This window comes from Bacteroides sp. M10 (assembly GCF_014334015.1).
In the GTDB taxonomy this organism is placed as follows: Bacteria; Bacteroidota; Bacteroidia; order Bacteroidales; family Bacteroidaceae; genus Bacteroides; species Bacteroides intestinigallinarum.
On record NZ_CP060488.1, the window covers coordinates 2,873,919 to 2,895,421 of the forward strand.

20 protein-coding genes are annotated in these 21,503 nt (G+C 44.4%); all 20 read right to left on the reverse strand.

From position 1 onward, the window contains the following. Genes H8796_RS10190 through H8796_RS10285 form a run of 20 tightly spaced genes read right to left on the reverse strand, consistent with a single transcriptional unit; the run spans position 1 to position 21,499 of the window. Entirely contained in the window at positions 1-1,296 is a 1,296-nt protein-coding gene (locus tag H8796_RS10190; RefSeq protein ID WP_004324722.1) for a phenylacetate--CoA ligase family protein, read from the reverse strand. Beyond that, on the reverse strand, positions 1,280-2,977 hold the full coding sequence (locus H8796_RS10195) for a C45 family peptidase (RefSeq protein WP_117934548.1): 1,698 nt from the start codon (positions 2,975-2,977) through the stop codon (positions 1,280-1,282). The genes H8796_RS10190 and H8796_RS10195 overlap by 17 nt, the downstream gene beginning before the upstream one ends. Then, positions 2,970-4,460: an NAD(P)/FAD-dependent oxidoreductase gene (locus H8796_RS10200; protein WP_117934545.1), complete on the reverse strand. Its 1,491-nt coding sequence runs from the start codon at positions 4,458-4,460 to the stop codon at positions 2,970-2,972. The genes H8796_RS10195 and H8796_RS10200 overlap by 8 nt, the downstream gene beginning before the upstream one ends. Position 4,461: 1 nt before the next feature. After that, positions 4,462-8,319: a trifunctional MMPL family transporter/lysophospholipid acyltransferase/class I SAM-dependent methyltransferase gene (locus H8796_RS10205; RefSeq protein ID WP_117934542.1), complete on the reverse strand. Its 3,858-nt coding sequence runs from the start codon at positions 8,317-8,319 to the stop codon at positions 4,462-4,464. Beyond that, positions 8,316-9,506 carry a DUF2062 domain-containing protein gene (locus tag H8796_RS10210; protein WP_117934539.1) on the reverse strand — a complete coding sequence of 397 codons (1,191 nt, stop codon included), beginning with the start codon at positions 9,504-9,506 and terminating at the stop codon, positions 8,316-8,318. Before H8796_RS10210 ends, H8796_RS10205 begins: the two co-directional genes overlap by 4 nt. After that, a complete protein-coding gene (locus tag H8796_RS10215) occupies positions 9,503-9,937 on the reverse strand; it encodes a 3-hydroxylacyl-ACP dehydratase (protein WP_117934535.1) in 435 nt (144 codons plus the stop codon). Before H8796_RS10215 ends, H8796_RS10210 begins: the two co-directional genes overlap by 4 nt. A 3-nt stretch (positions 9,938-9,940) precedes the next feature. Then, the gene (locus tag H8796_RS10220; RefSeq protein WP_117934533.1) at positions 9,941-10,501 is read right to left on the reverse strand and encodes a hypothetical protein; all 561 of its coding nucleotides are present in this window, start codon (positions 10,499-10,501) and stop codon (positions 9,941-9,943) included. Next, positions 10,476-11,111, reverse strand: coding sequence for an outer membrane lipoprotein carrier protein LolA (locus tag H8796_RS10225; RefSeq protein WP_117934530.1), 636 nt, complete (start codon positions 11,109-11,111; stop codon positions 10,476-10,478). The genes H8796_RS10220 and H8796_RS10225 overlap by 26 nt, the downstream gene beginning before the upstream one ends. Then, the gene (locus H8796_RS10230; protein WP_117971434.1) at positions 11,108-12,148 is read right to left on the reverse strand and encodes a YhcG family protein; all 1,041 of its coding nucleotides are present in this window, start codon (positions 12,146-12,148) and stop codon (positions 11,108-11,110) included. Before H8796_RS10230 ends, H8796_RS10225 begins: the two co-directional genes overlap by 4 nt. A 10-nt stretch (positions 12,149-12,158) precedes the next feature. Further along, positions 12,159-12,839 (reverse strand): polysaccharide deacetylase family protein, encoded by a 681-nt coding sequence (locus H8796_RS10235; protein ID WP_117934527.1) that lies wholly within the window; start codon positions 12,837-12,839, stop codon positions 12,159-12,161. Further along, positions 12,836-13,834 carry a beta-ketoacyl synthase chain length factor gene (locus H8796_RS10240; RefSeq protein ID WP_117934524.1) on the reverse strand — a complete coding sequence of 333 codons (999 nt, stop codon included), beginning with the start codon at positions 13,832-13,834 and terminating at the stop codon, positions 12,836-12,838. Before H8796_RS10240 ends, H8796_RS10235 begins: the two co-directional genes overlap by 4 nt. A gap of 24 nt (positions 13,835-13,858) precedes the next feature. Then, positions 13,859-15,049 (reverse strand): beta-ketoacyl synthase, encoded by a 1,191-nt coding sequence (locus H8796_RS10245; protein ID WP_117934521.1) that lies wholly within the window; start codon positions 15,047-15,049, stop codon positions 13,859-13,861. A gap of 3 nt (positions 15,050-15,052) precedes the next feature. After that, positions 15,053-15,334 (reverse strand): phosphopantetheine-binding protein, encoded by a 282-nt coding sequence (locus H8796_RS10250; RefSeq protein WP_004297289.1) that lies wholly within the window; start codon positions 15,332-15,334, stop codon positions 15,053-15,055. Further along, a complete protein-coding gene (locus tag H8796_RS10255) occupies positions 15,327-17,099 on the reverse strand; it encodes a beta-ketoacyl-[acyl-carrier-protein] synthase family protein (protein WP_117934519.1) in 1,773 nt (590 codons plus the stop codon). The genes H8796_RS10250 and H8796_RS10255 overlap by 8 nt, the downstream gene beginning before the upstream one ends. Continuing rightward, entirely contained in the window at positions 17,084-17,527 is a 444-nt protein-coding gene (locus tag H8796_RS10260; protein WP_004305454.1) for a thioesterase family protein, read from the reverse strand. The genes H8796_RS10255 and H8796_RS10260 overlap by 16 nt, the downstream gene beginning before the upstream one ends. Continuing rightward, positions 17,524-17,997 carry a hydroxymyristoyl-ACP dehydratase gene (locus tag H8796_RS10265; protein ID WP_117934630.1) on the reverse strand — a complete coding sequence of 158 codons (474 nt, stop codon included), beginning with the start codon at positions 17,995-17,997 and terminating at the stop codon, positions 17,524-17,526. The genes H8796_RS10260 and H8796_RS10265 overlap by 4 nt, the downstream gene beginning before the upstream one ends. Continuing rightward, a complete protein-coding gene (locus H8796_RS10270) occupies positions 17,994-19,064 on the reverse strand; it encodes a class I SAM-dependent methyltransferase (protein ID WP_117934516.1) in 1,071 nt (356 codons plus the stop codon). Before H8796_RS10270 ends, H8796_RS10265 begins: the two co-directional genes overlap by 4 nt. A gap of 18 nt (positions 19,065-19,082) precedes the next feature. Then, on the reverse strand, positions 19,083-20,000 hold the full coding sequence (locus H8796_RS10275) for an acyltransferase (protein ID WP_117934513.1): 918 nt from the start codon (positions 19,998-20,000) through the stop codon (positions 19,083-19,085). Positions 20,001-20,002: 2 nt separating this feature from the next. Then, complete coding sequence (locus H8796_RS10280; protein ID WP_004305450.1) at positions 20,003-20,254, reverse strand: acyl carrier protein; 252 nt, start codon at positions 20,252-20,254, stop codon at positions 20,003-20,005. A 21-nt stretch (positions 20,255-20,275) separates the two neighbouring features. Continuing rightward, the gene (locus H8796_RS10285; RefSeq protein WP_117934511.1) at positions 20,276-21,499 is read right to left on the reverse strand and encodes a beta-ketoacyl synthase; all 1,224 of its coding nucleotides are present in this window, start codon (positions 21,497-21,499) and stop codon (positions 20,276-20,278) included. Positions 21,500-21,503: the final 4 nt, after the last annotated feature.

Sequence of the window (21,503 nt, forward strand, 5' to 3'; positions counted from 1 at the left end):
TTATCGTAAATCAATGAATTTTATCGTTTTTCGACTCATCGGAGGCATTTGTATCTTGGCAATGTACTCTGCCGATTCAAAATTGATGCTTGGCGCCACTCTGACTTTCGAACGGAACAGATCTTTAATCTCTTTGGCAAAGGCTTCGCTACGGTTCTCGCTTCCGATACGAATCAGAATCTCATCCGTTCCCAATTCATTGGTATAAACTTCAATGATATAGTTTTTTACCGAAGGTATATTATCCAGAATGTCGAATAATGCAGGCGGATATAACGTTGTTCCTTTGTATTTAATCATTTGTCCTTTCCGGCCGAGGATGGAGCTTAGGCGGATGGTATTTCTCCCGCAACCACAGGGCTCGGTGTGGTGGTAGCAAATATCGCCTGTTTTGAAACGGAGCAACGGCATCCCTTTGACTCCGAGCGTCGTGATCGTTACTTCCCCTGCTTCTCCCTCTTCCACGGGACGATTGTTATCATCCAGAAACTCTACAATGATAAGTTCCGGTTGCAAATGTCCTCCGTGGAATTCATTACACTCGGTAAAGGACGACTGCATTTCGGTGGAGGCATAAGTGGAATACAACTGCAAGGCAGGCCATTTATCGTGTATCTTCTGTCCGAGCGTATTCAACTGGAATTCCTGATTGCGCAATGCTTCTCCGATACAGATGCACTTCTGCATGGAACAGGTATTATGGTCGATATGATTCTTTTCGGCAAACTCTATCAGTTTGATAAGGAAAGAGGGGACCACCATTCCACAAGTCGGATGTATCCGTCGAATCGTGTCCCATTGCAGTTCCGGGATGCCGTTGCCTACACGGATCACTCCCATACCCAGTTCGCGGGCTCCCATATAATAAGCTAGGCCTGCCATGAAACGGCGGTCGATGGTAGTCATTAATTGAAGAATATCCTGTTTGGTGCATCCGGTGGTGGTGAAAGATAGGTATTCGTTGTAAGAGAGACGGTCCAGGTCTTCAGAGGTGAGAACGAAAGTGACCGGATCTCCCAATGTGCCCGAAGTCGTCACATAGTCGATAATTTCCTCTTTGTCTACGCAGATGAAATCATCGTTATGGAGTTGCAAGTCCGTCTTGGTAGTGACGGGGATCTGTTGCAAGTCTTCAATCGTCTTTATTTGATTGATATCAATGTGATGTTCGGCAAACATCTGTTGATAGAACTTGGAATGTGCTTGCAGGTAGGCTAACGCTTTGGCTAACTGTTCTTCCTGATAGCTTTTGATATCTTCCGGTGAGCGGAACTGAATTTCAGGATTCTTTTCCATCTTTGGATTGTTTTTGAATTTTCTGTTGGATACGTTCTTTCTCTTGCAGCTTGGGAATAGGTCTCTTCAATGCCTGTTGCCAGTATGCAATGGCTTGTTGAGGTTGCTGCATGGCCTCGTAGTAATCTCCTATTACTTCATATACATAGTATAAGGAAGGATTGGAGGCTTGGTATGTTTTTAAAACAGATTCCTCTATCTTTTCCTTTTTTCTGATTTTCTTCAATAAAAGCGGAGTCAGTTTCTTATACGTGAGAAGATGCTGGAACTCCGGTGTGTCGATGAATTTATCTTCCGGAATGGTCAGAGCGGAACTGTATATTTCGTGTTGCCAATCAATCGTGTCCTTGAATATCTTATTCAGGTCATAGGCTACGTATTTCCCGCATTGCCAGGGAGAGGTAGATACCCACATCAGCCGTTTCTCCGGCTGGAAGATGACGGAATGATGGGCAATAAACTGATTGATGGCCATTTCGTTGGCCAGTCCCAAGTCTGTGTTTTGCAAGCCTTTGTGGTCACGCAGGATAGAGGCGGCTTTGGAGACATCTATCGGAAGATCCTTATTAATGAGTTCCGTTAATCGTGCAAAACGGTATGGGCTGTCGGAAGTGCGGATATTTTCCATGTTTCGTTCGTCCTTGCTGAATTCTTCCGATTGGTAATGGTTGGTGCAGATGAGCCGATTGGCTTCTTTTCCGGTGAAAAGCACAGTTTTCTCCGGAGATTTCTCGATAATCGCGGCCTTGCCGTCTTTGGCAGAACCTATCAATATGGATTCGGAGACGAATGTTTCCCGTTTTTGGGCGATGGCAAAGGCTTCATCAATAGTGGCTGCATATTGCAGAATCTCTCTGGTCAGGATGGAAATAGGGGTAGCGGAACCTGTCGGGACAGCAGATTTGGCAGCATTAATTGTCACGGTAAGTCCTGTCTCGTTCATGCCGGATAACACTCCTATCATACCCGGCCATCCCACGGAAGCAAACCTGTATCCTTGCTCCGGTACATAAAAAGCCACCTGCTTGTTCTCTGCGAAGGCATCTCCAACGTAGAAATCGAAGTTACGTCCAATCAGCAGGGATGAATCTGCACTTTGTGTTCCCCAAGTGGCGAACGAACTGCATCCCACTAACATATAATCCTGCATGGCGTGTCCCAGGTCGTGCGCCGAATGGTAATTCAACTGGCGTTCGTAAGGAGTGCCGATGAAGTCGTACTCATGTGTACATGATAGCGAGATTCCGTAGATCTCGTCGCGGTATTCTTCGAGGACGTTCTCACCCAGATTACGGTTGAATAATACAATGAAGAACCGGAGGAATTTCAGATAACTGTCTGAAGGAACAATCTCACGAATCTGATCCACGAACACTTTCTCTTGATGGTGGAGCAGGTCGGAAGACAGTTGCCCGATAGCTTCTCCTCTCTGGAAAGCATCCCCTTTCACAAACAATTCCCATAAGCCGCTGTCGCTGTGCCGGAGAAAGTTATCTCCATAATGCCGGAGGTGGAGACTGTCTATATCAATCACTTTGTCTGTGGTCATGCTTTGCTCATGTTTGGGCGTTTGCATATCCGCAGAAAAGTAGAGATAGCTGATTCCGGCTATCAATAGAACAATGAGCAACAGGAAAAGGAAGCCCGTGTATTGGAGTGTCTTTTTGACTATTCTATGCATTTCCTACTTTTTTAGCCAGATATTCTTGTCCTACAAACTCCGCACAAGTCAGCATGGCAGTTAGTGTTACCCCTAATGCACCATGCACATTCAGGTTTTGCCCGGTGAGAAAGAGATTTCCCAAGCGGCTTCTTGTAGATACGAAACCAATTTGCGGACATTTATAATCTTTGATAATCCCATACGCGGAACCATCCACTGTTCCTGTATAGTCGCGATAGCTTAATGGAGTAGTGGTATACATCTCTTCTATGTTTTCTGAAAGATCAATGCCATGTCCCCGGATGAAGCGGAGAATCTGCTCTGCTTTCTCCTTTTTGAAGGATTGGTAGTCTTCTCCCCGATGTTCGGGAGTCGTGTCCTTCCAGGCAGACAGTTCATCTATATACATCGGTGCCAGGATGGAAATGACACTGGCATATTGACTGTCCTCGGAAGACGCTTGCATGGAAATCATACAGTTGGTGGTCCGTCCCGGATAGAGCAGTTTATCATACCACACTTTATTGTTCGCATGCAGATACAGGTTGCGGTTCTGATAGGGAGTGCTTTTTTTCTTCATTACCAGGTAGAGCGTAAAGATGCCGTAGGTATTTTCCAACGAACGGATGCGGGAAATATAGGCATTCTTGATGCTACGGTTTTTATCCAGTATCTCCAATGTCCGTTGGGGATGCATATTGGAGATGACGAAGTCGCTTTCCAGTCGCTCTTCTCCATTGATGATAACCCCTTGTACCTTTTCGTTTTCAACGATGATGCGGGTGGCTTCACTGTTATTGAGCACGGTCCCTCCGTTTGCCCGGATTACATTGATTAGCTCCAGACTGACTTGCATACTTCCGTCTACAAAACGGTAGGCGCCTTCAATATAAGAGTGATTAATCATGGCATGCTGGTAGAAAGTGGATACATCTTTCAAACCTCCGTAGAGTAAAGCTGAACCTGCCAGTACATTTCGTAAGGCGGGGTCCGGAGTGATATCCGCAATCAGGTGGGCGGCAGAGGTACAAAAGTATTTCATACCCTCCAAAGCGAGTGTGCCTTGTTTCAGGTGGTCTACGCTAATCAGGTTTCCGACAGCCTGAAGCTGTTCGGCATAGCATTTCAAGTTTTCTTTCTCATGCGGGAAGGAACGGCAGATGGTTTCAATAAACTGCGGGTACCCCATTGCATAATCGTATGTTTTTCCTTTATAGTAGATCGTGTCAAAAGCAGCATCGTCCAAGCGTTTTATTTTCAGCTTGTCCATGATACCGAAATAGCGGAAATACTGGTTCATCACTTGACCCTCATCCAGGCTTCCTACATAATGAATACCCGTATCCAACAGATGCCCTTTTCGTTGGTAAGTCTGGAAGCATCCGCCGAATTGCGCATTTTTTTCTACTACGCATACGTTGAATCCCTCTTTGCTAAGAATCGCTCCGCATTCCAGTCCGCCAAGGCCGCTGCCGATAATGATGATGTTATATTTGCTCATACTAGTTCGGTTTTCTAAATATGTAAATGGTGTTTGATGTATATTTGTCATTAGGAATGATTTCGACAGCCATTCCACAGGCGACTGCTATTTCCCGTAATTGGGTTTCAGTGGTGAAATACAGCTCTCCGGTTGTCCGGTTGAAGTTGAAAATACGGGTGGATAGTAATTCCGTGAACCGGGTTAACCGGTGCTTGGAAGCGTTGGCTGAATTTCCGTCGCGTATGATAATCATTCCTTGTGAACGTAAGCGACCGGCACATTTCAACAATAGGGTTTGTTGATGTTCGTAGCTCATATAGTGAAGCATGTCGTTCAGGATAAAGACATCACTTTCCGGCAGGGGATATTCCAATGCATTGCCATGCTTGAACTGGAGATGCTCGTTGCGTAACCATCCGTGCTGTGCCAGCGCTATCTTGTCTTCATCGTAATCAATACCCAGGATTTCCCGGTCCTCGGAAAGCAGAGACAGCATATAGCATAACGGGCCGAAGCCGCAACCGATGTCTGTGATTTGCCCTTGGACGGGAATCAACCGGTTGAATAGCCGGTAATTCTTTTCCATTTTTACTTTGATACGGATATACCATTCTACGACGGGACCTTTATAGATATAGTTCTGGATAAGAGCTTCGTAGAATGCAGGATTGTCCGTCGTGTTCTGTTCACGGCAGATACGGGCATAAACCTCTTTCATGTAAGCGGATATGCGTTTGGTACGCTCCTGATAAGTACTTCCGAAAGACAGATCGTCTAATGGTATACGGGGAAGTATTTCCGTATAGATGATTCCTTTCCGGATATTGAAAGGTTGTGCTTTGGCAATGATTTTGTTATTACCGTAAAGCAGGATCGGGAGAATATCCAGTTTCAATGCTTCTGCCAGATAGAATGCTCCTTTGTGGAAACGTTTCATCTTTCCATTATAGGTACGTGTGCCTTCCGGGAAAATGGCGATGGAGTAGCCCTCCTTCACTTTTTTCCGCATCCGTTCCATATATTGCTCGTATCCTTCGCCTATATAATAGAAGTCGACATAACGAATGATGGCTCCGAAGAAAGGAGAGTGCCATACCCAATGGTTGGTTACCATCAGGATTTTAGATGAAAGAGACAGCAATACCAGAATGTCGATGAACGACTGGTGGTTGGCAATGATAATTGCCGGATGCTGGAAGCGTTCGTTGGCTTTGTTGATATGTTCTTTTTTGACGGCGGTGGCCAGTAGCAAAATTCCTTTGCAGGTGATTTGTATCAGGCGGCACACCAAACGCTGCTTGCTGCTTTTGCGCACAGGCACCGGATAAAGCAGAATAATCAATATACGGAGGACGATGCAGCCGATAAAGAAAAGCAGGAAGAGCAACACGGTACGTATCAATCCGATAAGCGTATAAGGCGGCAATCCTTTGGAAGCGGGGCCTGCGATGAAGAACCGGAAAATGAGTGGCTGAATGGTATAGGCCACCAATACCACTGCTATCATACCCAGAATGGAAATCAGGGAAATGGATTGCAAAGCCGGGTGTTTGGCAAACACAAGTGCTCCCATACCGACCACTGTGGTGAAGGCGGAGAAGAAGATGGCTGTTTTATGGGAATTCAACACCTTCTGACCTGTACGGTATTTGTTTTGTAGCCCGTCCATAATGAAGATACTGAAGTCATCTCCAATGCCAAAGATAAAGGTGGACAGGATGATGTTGATAATATTAAACTCAATTCCCAGAATTCCCATTAATCCTAAGATGATTACCCAGCTGATTAGCATCGGGAGAAAACTCATCAAGGTAAGCTCGATACGTCCGTAGGAGAACCATAGTGCAAAGAATATCAGGAAAGAAGAGATGTACAGAATCAAGTAAAAGTCGTCATTGATGGCCGATACCCATTTGTTGGCAAAGTAGGAACGGTCGAAGATGACTACATTCGGGTCTTTATTAAAGTTCTGGTACACAGCTTCCTTATTCGGTTTGCTGATCCGTATCTGGCTGATAAGCATGGTGATGGAATCGGCAGAGGTTTGCCATTCATTCAATAGCTTGCCGGATAAATCGTCTCCTTGCGCGGTGTAATGATATTCACCGAAAGGTTGGTTCATCCATTGATAAAAAGAATCAAAGCTTCCCGGACGGAAACGATATTCAGCAGCAGCTGTTTCCAGCTGTTTACGGACTTGTTGCTGTTTTTCATCCGTCCAGTAATCTTTCCATTTCTTCAGGCGTTTCTGCTGCTCTTGCGGAGAGATCAGAAACTGTGAGGCGGAGGCATACTCTTTGATGAGTCCCTGCTCTTTCAGTGCCGATAACTTCTGATTGGTCATTGCATAAGTTTCGGTAGCCTGATTCATGTCTTTGCCCACACTGACAAAAAGCACGGTCTTTTCGTCGTTGTCGAAGAGTTGCAGTAATTTTTCTTCTGATTGTTGGAGATGGCGGGGCTCATAGTTGAGACTCATCATATCGTTGTTGAAGCCTACCTTTTGCGAAGTAAACAAACAGATCACTGTAATGAGGAGGATGCCGCCTACCAGCCATTTATTCTTTTCGTAAGAATAAACATTTATTTTCTCGATGATGCGTAGTATGCGTCCCTGTTTGACGTCTGCCTGTCCTTTCAGAAAATGAGGCAGGTAAATGAGACAGAAGAGGGTGGTGCCCACCAATGCCAGAGAGGCAAACAATCCGAAGTCGCGTAACAGATCGGAACTGGTGAATATCAATCCCAGAAATGCGCCGATGGTGGTGAAACTACCTACCGTAAGCGGATAGGCTATCTCTTTAATAAGTTGTTGCACGGTGGAAACATGGTTCTGATGTGCCAGCATGTGAATGGAATAGCTTAGTGCAATACCCATCACTGCCGAACCGGCTCCCACTGCAATGGCGGAGATACTTCCTTTAATAAAGAAAATGAGAAACAGGGCAAATAATCCTCCGAACAGTACCGGAGTAATAATCAACGGTATCGATCTCTTTCGTTTAAAAACGAGTGAGATAAATACAATGATGATAAGCAGTGCCAGGGAGGAGGTCAGGATGGTATCTTTCTTAATCTGACGGGCGTTGTAGACTCCCACGGAGGGACCGCCGAAATATTCAGCTCGAATGGTAGGAGATTCTCCCTGTACGTGCTTGAGCTCTTCTTCGAGTATCTTTATCAGTTCGTCGTTCTTTCCGGTGCTGCCTGTACTGAATACCGGGGTAATGAACATAAGTAAGGTGGAGCCGTCTTTGGAGAAGATATGTTCGTCATAAATCTCGTAGTTGGCTTCCAACTGGAAATCTTGCAAATGTTTCAGGGTTTCGCTTCCCAATCCGAGCGGGTCCCGGAGAATATAACTTCTTAATGCAATTCCGGCAGGAGAGAGGAGGTTGGTATAATTCTTCTGCATGACAGCCTGTATCCCTTTATCCGTCAGTAAGGAATCGAAGCGTTGATAGTCCGTATCTGTCAGGAAAAGCGGAAGATGTTCATAAATGAAGTCTGTGGCTCCTTGGATGAGGCTTTGGTCTACCTGTGCGAAAATTCCTTTAATCAGTGTTCCTCCGGCTTTTTCAGTCAGGGTTTGTTGTACTTGTCCGGCTGCTTCTATCAGGGAGTCGGGTTCTACGCGGTGGCAGGTATCTGCCGAGGATAACATAATGATAATCTTATCCTTAATCTTGAGATTGTCGAATACTTTGATTGTGTTCTGGGAATCTTTAGTGTCGGGGAAAAATTGTGTGATGTTCTCTTCGAACCTTACTTGCAGGGCAAAGAATCCCATTAACAGGACACAACTGATGAGTGACAAATAGAACAGAATCTTGTGCCTCTCGAAATAATCATATAGTCCGATAAAAAACTGGGTCATATCTTTTTTTTCCTACACGCCGTGAGCAGAATGAACGCGATGGTTCCTGCCAGTATGCTGCATACGACTGCAAAGATAACACTTCCTATTAAATATTGCTCTATGACTGATTTTACATTTTCAAAAGAAAGTTCGTTTAAATGCAGATTGACAGGATCTCCCAGCACTTTGCAACCGGTTACGTAACTGCCGTACAGCAAAAATGGAATCATCGGAGGGATACTGATATTGGCTGCTACAATAGCTATGACTTTATTCAGTCTGAACAAATGTGCCAGAAATAACGTGATTAGCATTTGATATCCCCATACCGGAACGATACCCATGAATACGCCGAGTGTGATGGCAGCCGTGATCCGCAGATTAGATTCGGGGGAGTGGGTGACATGATCCGAGAAAAACTGCTTGCAGTTCTTCCAGGTCAGTTTACGGAAAAAGTTTCGGGGGATGATCCAAAGGAAAGTGACGAGCACCAGTACTGTGTTCAGGATACTGATACGGGTGAAATCACGGAACGGTCGGAAATGAGAAACCCGCTCTTCCTGTGGCGGATAATAAACATGTACCGGGATGTTTTTAACGGTAATGCCTCCCCAGGCTGCAAAGACAAGTGCTTCCAACTCAAATTCGTATTTGGCGGTGTAATACCACTTGTCCACATTCATTCGTTGGATGGGGTACAGGCGGTAGCCGGATTGTGTATCTTGCAGTTTGATACCTGTTTCGAGGGTAAACCAGAAGTTGGAAAACTTATTGGCAAATGTATTCTTTCCCGGCATATTGTCCGAGGCGAGGTTACGGGCACCTACCAATAATGTGTCCGGTTCTTTTTCTATGGCTTCGATCAATGCGGGAATATCCGAAGCGAAATGCTGTCCGTCAGAATCAATGGTGATTGCATACCGAAATCCTTGCTTTTTGGCAAAGGATAGTCCATGTCTCAAAGCTACTCCTTTTCCTTGATTGGCAGGGTGGGTGATGATATGTAAGTTAGATTCCCGGCTAAGTATTCCGGCAGTTTCATCTGTAGAACCGTCGTTGACAACAAGGATATCGGGGGCGTAGAAATGTACACTTTCTATGACGTCCGCCAGTGTCTTTTCATTGTTGTAACTTGGGATGATAACGATGATCCCTAATTGGTTCAACTTCTCGTGCCAATAGGCTGTACTTATTTGTTCCTTCATACTGTCGGGGTAAGTACAGCTTTTAGTTTGATGAAACCTTCGTCCTTTACGGTATTTTCCTCTACAGTGCTCTCTTTCACAGTACTCTTTTTTACAGCATCCTTTTTTACACTCCCTTCCGCTTGCAACTGAAGTGTACCTTCTTCTGTCTCTTTAAAAGTCAGTGCCACCGAAATGTGCGGTGTTTCTATCGGATTGATAGCCGAAAGAAACTTGCAGGAAGACACTTGTGTTACTTGCAATTTTTGCTGGCGAATGTCTTCTACACATTCCTTGATAAGTTGTAACAGGCAAACTCCCGGAACTACCGGGTGTCCGGGGAAATGTCCCTGATAAACAGGATGCCCGGGATTCAACTTTATCTGGATAGTCCAGATCGTTGAGTCCGATGATTCGGAGGAAAGGATGGTATAGAAGTTATCAAGTAGCATATATTAAATCTCTTTAGATAGTTTGTCCAGACGGATCGTTAACCGAATCCACGGATGTTTGATTTTTATTTGTGCGGGATCGCCCGGAGTATTGCCAGTGATGTAGACCACTGACTTTCCAAAGCCTTTTCCACTGGTTCTTTTTTCAGTAGCACTGTCTTTGGTCGCTTTCACACGAGTATCTTTCCCACTTAAGAACAGACGTCTGAAATCCATCTCCAGAAGTTTCAGCACCTTTTCCTTTTTCATGGGTTCAATGCAACTGTTGACAGTAAACTGATCGTTGCGAAGAGAAAAATCGAAAAGGCTTAGTCCGAAGTAGGTAGACGCTACGATCCGGATTTCGTTATCAGGCATACGGCGTACTATTAGCATACCGCTCATGTGATGTTTCATGAAATCCAGTTGGATATTGTATTTTTGCGAGCTTTCTCCTTGTGTTAGTTCGATAGCGGGGAGCACGGTACTTCTTTCCCCACTCATCCGTGGAGAGCAGGAAGTCTGGATCTGTATCCATAAGAACAGCAGAACCGTCAGACTAACGAATCGCAAACTTCGTCTCATTCTTCAGGGAGTTGAACTTTTTATTATAGAATTCGTATTCTGTATAGTTTGTGGCTGTTTCGGACAGACGGAGTTTGTGTACCGACATATCTTTCTTGTCCAGATAGATTTCTATACCGGCAATATAGGCTTGTACCGCTTTGTTGGTCGGTTTTATTTTAACCAGATAGTATCGTGCGTCTTCAAAATACTCCAGCAGGTAGTTGGACGACATTTTAGACAGGTCGCCTATCATACATGCGGTCAGCATATCCTGCATCTGTGCCATCATTTTGTTCGAACTAAGATTCATGATACTTTTCTTGCCATCCGAAACGATTTTGAGCTTACTGCCGTTTATCACGATGAGATAATCCATCGGGCGGAAATATTCCATGCAGATTTTATGGGTCTTCTGGTAGTAGAACTTCCCTTTGGAAGTAACTTTCTCATCGAATACATCGAGATATTTCACTTGGGTGAAATCGCTTTCGATGGACTCTACGGTTTGCGCCTCCTTTGCCAGGCGGCTTTCAAACTCTGTCTTTTGCGCCATCTTTTTCATGCTCTGGGCATGGATAGAGGCTATAGATAAGAAACTAAATAGTAAATATATGAATGATTTTCTCATATTTTCTCTTTCAGTATTCGTTGATTACGGATTAATTCTTGTTCAAGTTCCTTTTCTGTAGGTAATATAGTCCGGTATTTGGATGCGAATATTTGTTTACTTTCATTTAATACGGAATATTTGACTATTGTTTCATCCTTATCTGTGCAAAGAATAATGCCAATTGTAGGGTTATCGTCTTTACCTCTTTTCAAATCATCGAACATTCGTACATACATATCCATTTGTCCAATGTCCTGATGAGTGAGTTTGTTCGTTTTTAGGTCAATGATTATAAAACATTTAAGTAGATAGTTGTAAAAAACTAAATCAAGATAGAAATGATTTGTCTCGGTACTGATACGCATTTGACGAGCAACGAAAGAAAACCCCTTTCCCATTTCAAGTAAAAACCTTTGTAGATGTGAAACTATTTCACTTTCTAGTTGAGATTCATGATAATTGGAGTTTTCGGATAGACCAAGAAATTCTAGTATATAGGGATCTTTTATAAAATCATCGGTGATAGTATTGGGATCAATGATAACGTTTGCTGCCTGTTCTTGAGTAGAAATAATCCTTTGATAATATTTACTTTTTATATTTCGCTCCAATAGTCTTACCGACCAGTTCTGTGAGTGACTTTCTTTAAGGTAGAAATCTCGTTCTAAGGCATTGTCTATTCTCATAATCAATCGTATATGTGACCACGTCAATTCTCTACACACTGTGTAGAGAATTGACTCTTCGGGAAACACAAGGTAGAATTGACGAAAATTCCATAAGTTTGCCATAGAAAGCCCTTGTCCAAACTCTTCTGATAGAGCAATAGATAGTTTTTTGATTAAAAAGCTACCATAATTAGCCCTTTCTTTACCTTCTTGCTCTTGTTCCACAATACGTTTCCCTATTTTCCAATAAGTTTGTGTCATGATGGAATTGATGGCAGTATAGGTTTGGAGACGTGCATTACGTAACATCTCCCTTATTTCGTTGAAGAATTTTTCTTCTTTTGGGGAAGATGAGATTGTATTTTCAGATTTCTTTAATGAATTCATAATAGTTTCTTTATTGATATATAAGTTTGTCCGGACGGACAACGGTATATCCTTGTTCTTTCAGCAAATCCAAGATTTGTTTCACTAGCTGGTCGCTGTCCGGCATCCGGTCGTGCAACAGAATAATGGCTCCCGGTTCAAGACGTTTCCGAATCCTGGCAAGGACTTTATCCGGTGCTTGTTGTGTATCCAGTGTACGGATGCTCCATCCTATAGAGGTATATCCTAACTGTCGAACGGCTTTCGCAATCGTTGGATTAGTGACACCGAACGGCGGACGAAACAAACTAACCGGCTGCGAAGTTACTCGTTCTAGTTCACACTGACAAGTTTGCAAGTCTTTTTTCATCTTGGAGAGCCCGTATAGCGGGAATAAACCGGAATGGGTATGCGAATGATTTCCAATCAGATGACCTTCTGCCACCATTTTTTGCAAGATTGCTTCATTCCCTTTTACCTTATGACCGATACAGAAGAAACAGGCGGTTACCTGATATTCTTTTAGTACCTGCAGAACTTTGGGAGTCTGTAGGGAGTCGGGGCCGTCATCAAAAGTCAGGGCGACAATCTTTTCCGCAGTATGCTTTTTGCAAAATGACCGGAGGTAAATTCCCGATTGAATGCTATAAGAGGCATAAGCGAGAAAAGACAGGAGCAAGAGCAAGCAAAGAAGGAGGCAAACGATTATCATACGCTTTTCCGGATTAGAATCAATGAATGATTGATGGAGTGGTGATGATTGTAAATCAATATATGGGTCGAGGTAGTGCAGTTGACCGATTCGTTCACTGCTTTCCATACCGCATACGATGTTGCGGTAGGATATTCACCACATTCATTCTTAAAACTAAGATGAACACTTTCCGGGAAAAGGTTTGTTTCAAGTTCTTCATAAATAGAGTTGCCATTGTCGACAGTTTGCTCGTGAGAGTCATCTTGATTGTGTTGCTTCTTATTTTTCCCAGTAACCAACCACTGAATATCCTGACATTCTAAACCATTTCGTTGCAAAAAACGGATGATTTGGGAGCTGATTTCTTCTGTTGTCTGTTTCCCGATGAAAGTTTCGACTCCCTGTATTTCAGCCAACGGATGCTCTCCGGCTTCCCGACTTAACAGAAAGAATTGAGCACCTTCTCCGGCTGCTATCCCTTTCAGCATTCCCAGCCGTTGCTGAATCGTGTAACTGGTTTCTGTCATTTCATCGATGGCTCCCACAAGTATATTCTCGCTTCCTTCTTCTATTTTCATCATAGCGTCCAATAAAGCACTTTCAAAACTAAGTCCACGGTGGACATAAGTCATGTTGTAGGCATGTATTTGATGAATCAGAGCTATTTGTGCACCGATTGTATTGAATGTCGACTGGATGAAAGGAGTAGGATTCAGCATCCGCTCTTCATTATCCAATAGGTTGTTCAGGAATTTTTCCGTATCTGTCAGGCAGCCCAATCCTGTTGCTGTGATGATTCCTTGTATCTTTTCAGGAGATAGTTCACCCATACATTCCAATCCGCAGGCCACCCCCATTTTTACGATACGGCTCATACGTCTGCGCAAGGTCGCGTTGGTGATAATATCCTTATAATCGGGTTCGGAAGCCTGAAGATAAGGGCGATTATTTTCTGGTGAATAATCCTTTAGCGGATGAATGGAAGCGATGCGTTGAATATAAACTGGCTGCATAGGCTTAAATACTTAAAGGTGCGTTCATGCTGGAAAATTCGTTGCGGAAAAGAGGAGCGATGAATCGTTTCCTCCGAAACCGAAAGAGTTGGATAACACATGTCGGATGGGGATTCCTTCTTGAAAAGAGGTTTCCGGTATCAGTCCTGTTTCCGGCATCGCATCCGTAAAGTTCAGGTTGGGATAAATCAGCCCTTTATCTATTGAAAGAACGGAGTAAACAGCTTCAATGCCTTCGGAAGCTCCTAAGGTATGTCCGATAAAAGCTTTTACCGAACTAAATGGCGGAACGTGTTCTCCAAAGATTCTTCGGAGTGCCATACCTTCTGACGCATCATTGCCGGGAGTACCTGTTCCATGTACATTGATATAATCGATTTCTTTGGGAGAAATGCCACTGGAGGCGATAGCTTCACTCATTGACAGAAAGGCACCGTCTCCTTCTGGAGAACTTCCTGTTTGATGATAAGCCTCATTTGTATTGGCGTAACCGCTAAGTTCGCAATAAGGAGTTCTTTGGAGTGAACTTTCCGATTGAAGTACTAAGTAACCGGCACCTTCTCCCAGATTTAATCCGGTACGTGAGCGGTCAAAGGGACGGCAATGTGTTTTGTCCAAAATCATCAGGGAGTTGAATCCATTGAGCGTAAACCGGCAAAGTGCATCCGTACCTCCCACGATAACGGCATCCAGTAGCCCGTGCTTAATCATTCTTGCTCCCAGCATGATGGCATTGGCTGCTGACGAACAGGCTGTACTGATGGTGGTTATAAAATCATTGATACCCAAATACGAAGCAATCAATTCTGTGCTGGCTCCGCAGTCGTGTGAAATTACTTCCCGTAATCGTCCCTGTCCCGGGTCTTTCTTGAAAGATTCATAGAAGTGCTCGCTCAAATCCATGCCGCCAACGGAAGTGGCGGAAATAAAACCGATACGTAATGGTGGTGTGAGTCCCGCATCTTTCATTGCTTCTTCGGCTGCTATCATTCCCAACAAGGCTGTACGTGATACAGTGCGTTGCGGAGGTAAAGAGATCAGTTGCTTCAGTTCCTCATTGCTACGTTTCACTTCGGATACGGGCACATCGAGAGCAGTCGGAAAAAGAGTTACTTTTCCGATGCCATGCTTTCTTTGTCTCAACGCTTCTATATTTTCGGAAACTCCGATACCGATGCCCGAAACAACTCCCAATCCGGTGACGTATATCTTCATCGGTTAAGCTTTGCGATTAGCAATGATGTAGTCTGCCAGTGTACGTACCGAGTAGAAGATTTGTTTTCCTTCACTGGGGTTCTCTATCTTTATACCGTATTCGCGTTCCAGAATCAGGATGATTTCGAGTGCGTCAATGGAGTCAAGGCCAAGACCTTCGTCGCCAAACAGAGGGGCTTCATTGTCAATATCTTCCGGAGTGATTTCTTCAAGGTTCAACTCTTCGATTAGTTTCCCTTTCACTTCGTCCATCAGTTCTCTTTTGGTTTGATCTAAATTATCCATAAATCGTTGATATATTATTAAGTTGTTTAAATTCTGCTTGATAATGTCCGTCCAGTAGTTCGCACCAGCCTATGATGCAGGTGCGTAACTTGCCTTTTGCCATCAAAATCCTTGCATAATCCTCTAATGAGGCAGCATCGGATTGTCGACGGACAAAGAATGTATTCTCTCCCTGAATCTTATGCCGGATACAGATTTCTCCCAATACTACATTGGGGAGAGTGTAGACAAACACGGCAGGACTGGCAGCTTTGTCTCCTTCTTTACTGATGATTGCCTGATGTTTGCAGTCCGTATCCAGAGAGGAAGAAGCATTGGCAAGAATGATTCCAATCTCTTCCGGACGGTAGTTTGTATCTTTCAGTAAATATTCGGCAGCTACATATCCCAGCTTACAGAGGTTGTCCATCTTATAGAACTTCATATTGTTTTCTCCCAGATGCTTGTACGCTTCTCGGATAAACGGTGCAAAGTCAGTTTCCGAAGAGCTGAATACAGTTGTTCCTTTACTTTCTACTGCTCCCGGTCTGATTGTGACCATGTTGCCCGATTCCACCACTGCTTTGCAAGCTGACGGAGTACTCGCTTTGTCGGTTGCCTGCAAGTTTGCTTTCTGTTTCAGATGAGCATCGGGGAGGGATAATACCAGTGCGGCATTACAGCCTCCGAAGCCGGAAGCAGTTTTGATGCAGCATTTCATCGGCATCGGCTGATGAGTGGCATAGACAGTGATAGGGATGGGAACACCGAGTGTTTCATATCCTAAAGTTCCGTAGTATCTTCCTTCTTTTAGTTGCTCTATGCAAAGTATGGTTTCGATAATGCCCGAAGCTCCTAATGTATGACCGAAATAGGGCTTAAGGCTATTCACCGGAACTGTAGCTAATCCCGCCAGATGTATGGCTTTGGATTCCATTTCGTCATTGTAAACCGTGGCTGTTCCGTGTGCATTGATAAAGCTAATGTCTTCGGGGAGTGTTCCGGCTTCTTCCATTGCCTGATTAATGGCTAAAGCTAAACCGTCCCCTGTTCGGGAAGGACCGGATATATGGTTGGCATCATTGCTGATTGCTCCTCCGGAGAGAATAATATGATTTGCGTTTTCTTGAGTTTCTAAAAGAACAGCTCCACAGGCTTCGCCCAGACTTAATCCATCCCGTTGTATATCGTATGGTCGGCAGGGGTGTGCGCTGACAGATCGGAACGATAGAAAGCCGCTGGTAATGAAATGAGAAAGAATATCCCCACCTGCCACAATCACTCGTTTGTAACGTCCTGATTCTATCCATCTCTTAGCGACGATTAGTGCCGAGACTCCTGATATACAGGCATTGGAGATGACCTCTACCTGATTTGTTGCTCCAAAGAAATCTCCGATTCGTTCCGCCATTTTCCAAAGAAAAACCGGACTGTCGGCAGGTAATTCACTCAATAAATCAACATTTCCTTTAGTGGTAGATAATAACAAGGCACAATCCGGCTCCCGCAAGTCGGCTCCCGATTGAGAAATAACCTCTTGGATAGCCAGTATGAATAATTGCTCCATCCGGGTATAATCCGTAATCTGCATCAGCTTCGCCCGTTTTTCCAGTTCCACAGAATCAATCATTCCCGCCAATAGGGGATGATCGGAAATTAGGCCGGCTTCTTGCATACGGATTCCGCTTCGGTAGTTATGGATGGCCTCCAGATTTTCCGGGATGCCGAAACCTAACGAACTAATCAGCGTATGAGCTGTGATGTATATATTTAAAGGATATTCCATTTCTTTTTCCATTCCAGATAAAACGGAGGATTCATAAGCTCCAATTCTTTATTCAGGTTCAGGAACACTTGTATAGTGCTTCCGGTAGCTACTATACTCTGGTCGGTAGCCCGGTAGATAACGTATTCAAATTTTATCTTGGCTGCCTCACAGGCAATATAGCGCGTCTCGACAATCGCTTCTTCACCAAAAGATAGTGATTGTTTGAACTGACAGGTTAAATCCACGATGGGAACCATGTATCCCTCCCGGTAAATACTCATATAATCCAAACCATACTGTTTGCCAAAAGCTTCTCTTCCATCTTCAAAGTAGCGCACATACTCGCCATGCCATACAATCTGCATGGAGTCTATTTCGCTGAACCGCACTCTGAAGGTAGTCCGGTTAGTCAAAGCTGCAACCTGTTGATTCGTTTTCCGTTTCATTCTTTTTTTATAAATATTTTCATCCTGCATTCAGCTATCAGTTCTTCTTCCACTTTCACTTGTGCAGAAATCAATGTAATGTCGAAGACCTCCTGTACAACGGTAATCTCCGTAAATAGTTTCATTCCGATCTTTGGCAAATCGTAGATTTTAAGTTTGTCTACCGAGCCGATAAACCCTAACGGTACTTTTTCACCCTGCCGGGTATAAAGAAATCCGATACGTGCTGCTGCCGATTGAGCGATGTGTTCAATAATTCCTGCCTCTTGCAGTTTTCCGGTTTCCGGTTGCTCGCTTCCTTCTTGCTGTTCTCCGGTTTCGCAGAAAATATTATCAGCAGTAACAGTCAGTCCGGAATAGGAATGATTCTCTTCGATACCAAAGAAACTGTCCACCATCACGATGGGCGGACGCTGTGGAATCAGATCGAGTATTCCTTCTCCCTGTATGATAGCCTCCTTGTTGTTCATTTCAATCTGCATTGTACAATGCTGTGTCCCATTCCTAAATGGTCATCTATCTTTTCAACTTCCAATCCCGCTGCTTTGATGCACCGTTCCATATCATCCGAATGATACATTTTGCTGTTACCATTTGCCATGGCTGTGAAATAAAGACTGATTTGTGTCAGGCAATAAGCGGCTGTGTCAAACTTTTGCCGGTTCCAGAAAGTTTCCATGATATAGAGGCGGCTCTCCCGGCTCATAGAGCGGGCTGCACGGGTCAGTATGCTGGTTACTTCTTCTTCCGAGAAACAATCAAGGAACTGGCTCATCCAGATAGCATCGAACCCTGTCGGGAAAGGAACTTCGGGATCGAGCAGATTGGCGCCATATCCGTGGATACGCATTGCTCCGGGCAGTTCTTTAGTTTGTTGACGCATCATCTCCAATTGTTGCGGAAGATCCATAATAGTTACTTCCACTGCGTCGTTATAGCTTACGCACTTGGTCGCCCATCGACCGGTATTACCTCCCACATCCAGTAAAGTCTTGGGATGACGGGCGAAAACAATTGCCAAAGCTTCGTCAAATGAGCAATCCGAGTAATAATGATCGAAACCGAACCAGCTCTTTTGTACCTGTGAGGGCAGACTTGACAGCCCTTCATAGATGGTACTCCATTCGCCGAATACTTTCAGCCCTTCGGGACGTCCGTTGGTGAGAGCCTCTTCAAGATGGAACATTCCCAGATAGTTGACATCGTGGTTGAAATCCATATTGACGCGTACCATCTTGTCGTTGAGCAGGAACCATCCGGCTTTGGCAAGGCGGTAACGGTTTTCGTGCTGCAATACGGTACCGATGGTTAATGAGGCTTCCAACAAAACTTGTGTCGCATAAGAAGACAACCCACAAGCCTTGCTGATTTCTTCTTGTGTCATGCCAGCGCGTTCGTCGGCCAGTAACTGAAAAATACCGAATTTGAGCATGAGGCGTGATACCTGAAACACGATGGGCCCGAAAGCTATTTCTTGTGCCAGGCGTTGTGCCTCTACCGCAGTCAACGGTTCCTTATCATATTGATTCTGTTGCATCTTTATTTTGTTATATCTTTATTTCAATCCTTTGGAGGGCGAACCGTCACTTGTGGTTTCCCAGAATGAGTAATAGTTGAACCATTGTTCCGGATAGCGTTTCAGTATCTGGTCCAAAGCGGCCGTATATTGTTCGAGCAGGGCTGTCTCTGCTTTCTTTTCTTTGGTTCGTATGACTGGTTCCGTCCTTATAAAATGAAAACGGTAGGTTCTGCCCGGCTCTCTCATGGCAAAGTAGAATACCACCGGAACTTTCATTCGCGAACCAAGCAGGAAAGGACCGGCAGGGAAAGGAGCTTTCTGTCCCAAGAGTGTTCCTGTCAGCAGTTTCTCTTTATTCAGATAACGGTCGCCCTGGAAGCATACATATTCTTTCTTGTTTAACGCCTCGGTAATACGGAAAACGTGTGTCAGGTTATCTTCGTTGACGGGGATAATCTTAAAATCCTTGTCCTGACCATTTTTCTCCAATATCTCTTTGATTCTACGATGTTCGGCATCATACATCACGATATTGATTTTCTTTCCGTAATCGTCGAAGAAAGGAACGCCTATTTCCCAGTTTCCCACATGGGCGCCAATCATAATCACTCCCTGTTCACTGTTCAGCAATTGCAGAAACTCCGGATAGCGTTCGAATTCGAATCGGTATTGATCGACTTTACCGTTGCCAATGGCTACTTTGTCAATCAGGATTTGCCCTAACCGGTAATAGTTGCGCAGCAACATACCCAAAGAGCATATTCGGTTGTATTTCAGAATGTGGCGGGCATAAAACCAGGTGCTTTTAGTGGCTTTCGGAGCAAACGGTATGAAGTACAATACTACCAGACTTAGAAAAATATAAGCGGCAGTAATGCCCAGATACTTAATCAGGTAAATAAAGAATAAGTATCCGAATGTTCCTCCCCGGGTTTTGCCTTTCCACGTCGACATATTTACTTGGCTTCCTGCATACGGGTGATAACGAGATCGTAGAAGTCCTGGAAGGTTTTGATGCCTGCGAAATCTTGTCCGGTTACGTTGAAACCGAAGTTCTTTTCTACCAGTACCACCATATCGACCAAGTCCAGGCTGTCCAGTTCAAGAGTTTCCATTAACGGTGCATCCGGCTGGATAACGTCGATGTCTACTTCAAACTCTTCTGCCAGAGTGGTTCTTATTTTCTCGATGATTTCTTCGTTTGTCATATATCTGTTTTTTTTAGTAAATTATGGATTGATTTTGCGTATGATTAGCGTGGAATTGGTTCCTCCGAATCCGAATGAGTTGGAAAGGAACGTATCAAATTCCAGGTTTACCCGTTGGGTAGGTATATTTAATTGTGCAGAGGCCTCGTCCGGTTCCTCGAAATTGAGGTTGGGAGCGATGAAACCGTTGTTCATCATGAGGGTGGAATAAATCACTTCACTGGCACCGGCCATCCACATTTCATGTCCTGTCATAGACTTCGTGGAAGTCACATACGGGTGATGCCCTTCAAATACTTCCGCAATGGCTTTCGCCTCGTTCAAGTCACCTACCGGAGTTGAGGTGGCGTGTGCATTGATATAACTGATCTGTTCGAGTGCAATCCCTGCATCTTTAATGGCCATTTGAAGAGAACGTTTCGGGCCGTCCACATTAGGTACGGAGATATGCTCCCCATTGGATGAAAAACCGTAACCGATGACTTCGGCCAAAATAGGAGCTCCTCTTTTTACAGCCGATTCATAACTCTCTAATACCAGACTGGCGGCTCCTCCACTCGGAATCAGTCCGTCACGTCGTTTATCAAAAGGTTTCGAGGCTTTCTCGGGGGCTGCTTCCTGGGTGGAAAATGCGCTTAGTCCGTCGAAACTTCCTACTGCATAAGGATTGACTTCTTGTGCGCCACCGCAAAGAATGCAATCCTGCAATCCCGATTTTATAAGCAGGTAACCCATGCCAATAGCGTGAGAACCGCTTGCACAGGCTCCGGCAATGGTGAAGTTGACCCCTCTAAGTTTGAAAATAACCGATAGGTTCATTGTCACGGTGGAATTCATCGACTGAAAAATAGAACCGGAACCCACCAGCGCTGTATTTTTCTTTTCACGAATGATGTCCACTGCATTAATAACAGGAGCGGCACTACTATCATTGCCATACAAGATACCCACTTCGTTGGCTTCGAGAAAATTCTCGTCAATACCGGCATTACGGAAAGCCTCTAATGTGGCGAGATAAGCATATTCTCCCTGCTCCGGCAGACAGAGACGTTTACGGCGGTCTAACAACTTCTTCAAATCGGGACGTTCCAATATCCCCGTTAATGCAGAAAAATAGCCCAATTCTTTCCGTACCGGGTCTATGCCAATTCCCGATTTCCCATGATATAGTGAGTCTTTTACTTCATCCAGATTCTTGCCGATGCAAGAGTAAATCCCCATTCCCGTGATAACAACTCTTTTCATTATT

Excerpts from the sequence above, each read along its gene's own strand:
- H8796_RS10200 (WP_117934545.1), bottom strand. The coding sequence starts at position 4,460 with ATGAGCAAATATAACATCATCATTATCGGCAGCGGCCTTGGCGGACTG.
- H8796_RS10275 (WP_117934513.1), bottom strand. The coding sequence starts at position 20,000 with ATGTCGACGTGGAAAGGCAAAACCCGGGGAGGAACATTCGGATACTTA.
- H8796_RS10205 (WP_117934542.1), bottom strand. The coding sequence starts at position 8,319 with ATGACCCAGTTTTTTATCGGACTATATGATTATTTCGAGAGGCACAAG.
- H8796_RS10210 (WP_117934539.1), bottom strand. The coding sequence starts at position 9,506 with ATGAAGGAACAAATAAGTACAGCCTATTGGCACGAGAAGTTGAACCAA.
- H8796_RS10240 (WP_117934524.1), bottom strand. The coding sequence starts at position 13,834 with ATGCAGCCAGTTTATATTCAACGCATCGCTTCCATTCATCCGCTAAAG.
- H8796_RS10270 (WP_117934516.1), bottom strand. The coding sequence starts at position 19,064 with ATGCAACAGAATCAATATGATAAGGAACCGTTGACTGCGGTAGAGGCA.
- H8796_RS10230 (WP_117971434.1), bottom strand. The coding sequence starts at position 12,148 with ATGAATTCATTAAAGAAATCTGAAAATACAATCTCATCTTCCCCAAAA.
- H8796_RS10260 (WP_004305454.1), bottom strand. The coding sequence starts at position 17,527 with ATGAAACGGAAAACGAATCAACAGGTTGCAGCTTTGACTAACCGGACT.
- H8796_RS10235 (WP_117934527.1), bottom strand. The coding sequence starts at position 12,839 with ATGATAATCGTTTGCCTCCTTCTTTGCTTGCTCTTGCTCCTGTCTTTT.
- H8796_RS10250 (WP_004297289.1), bottom strand. The coding sequence starts at position 15,334 with ATGGATAATTTAGATCAAACCAAAAGAGAACTGATGGACGAAGTGAAA.
- H8796_RS10280 (WP_004305450.1), bottom strand. The coding sequence starts at position 20,254 with ATGACAAACGAAGAAATCATCGAGAAAATAAGAACCACTCTGGCAGAA.
- H8796_RS10225 (WP_117934530.1), bottom strand. The coding sequence starts at position 11,111 with ATGAGAAAATCATTCATATATTTACTATTTAGTTTCTTATCTATAGCC.
- H8796_RS10195 (WP_117934548.1), bottom strand. The coding sequence starts at position 2,977 with ATGCATAGAATAGTCAAAAAGACACTCCAATACACGGGCTTCCTTTTC.
- H8796_RS10215 (WP_117934535.1), bottom strand. The coding sequence starts at position 9,937 with ATGCTACTTGATAACTTCTATACCATCCTTTCCTCCGAATCATCGGAC.
- H8796_RS10285 (WP_117934511.1), bottom strand. The coding sequence starts at position 21,499 with ATGAAAAGAGTTGTTATCACGGGAATGGGGATTTACTCTTGCATCGGC.
- H8796_RS10255 (WP_117934519.1), bottom strand. The coding sequence starts at position 17,099 with ATGGAATATCCTTTAAATATATACATCACAGCTCATACGCTGATTAGT.
- H8796_RS10220 (WP_117934533.1), bottom strand. The coding sequence starts at position 10,501 with ATGAGACGAAGTTTGCGATTCGTTAGTCTGACGGTTCTGCTGTTCTTA.
- H8796_RS10265 (WP_117934630.1), bottom strand. The coding sequence starts at position 17,997 with ATGAACAACAAGGAGGCTATCATACAGGGAGAAGGAATACTCGATCTG.
- H8796_RS10245 (WP_117934521.1), bottom strand. The coding sequence starts at position 15,049 with ATGAAGATATACGTCACCGGATTGGGAGTTGTTTCGGGCATCGGTATC.
- H8796_RS10190 (WP_004324722.1), bottom strand. The coding sequence starts at position 1,296 with ATGGAAAAGAATCCTGAAATTCAGTTCCGCTCACCGGAAGATATCAAA.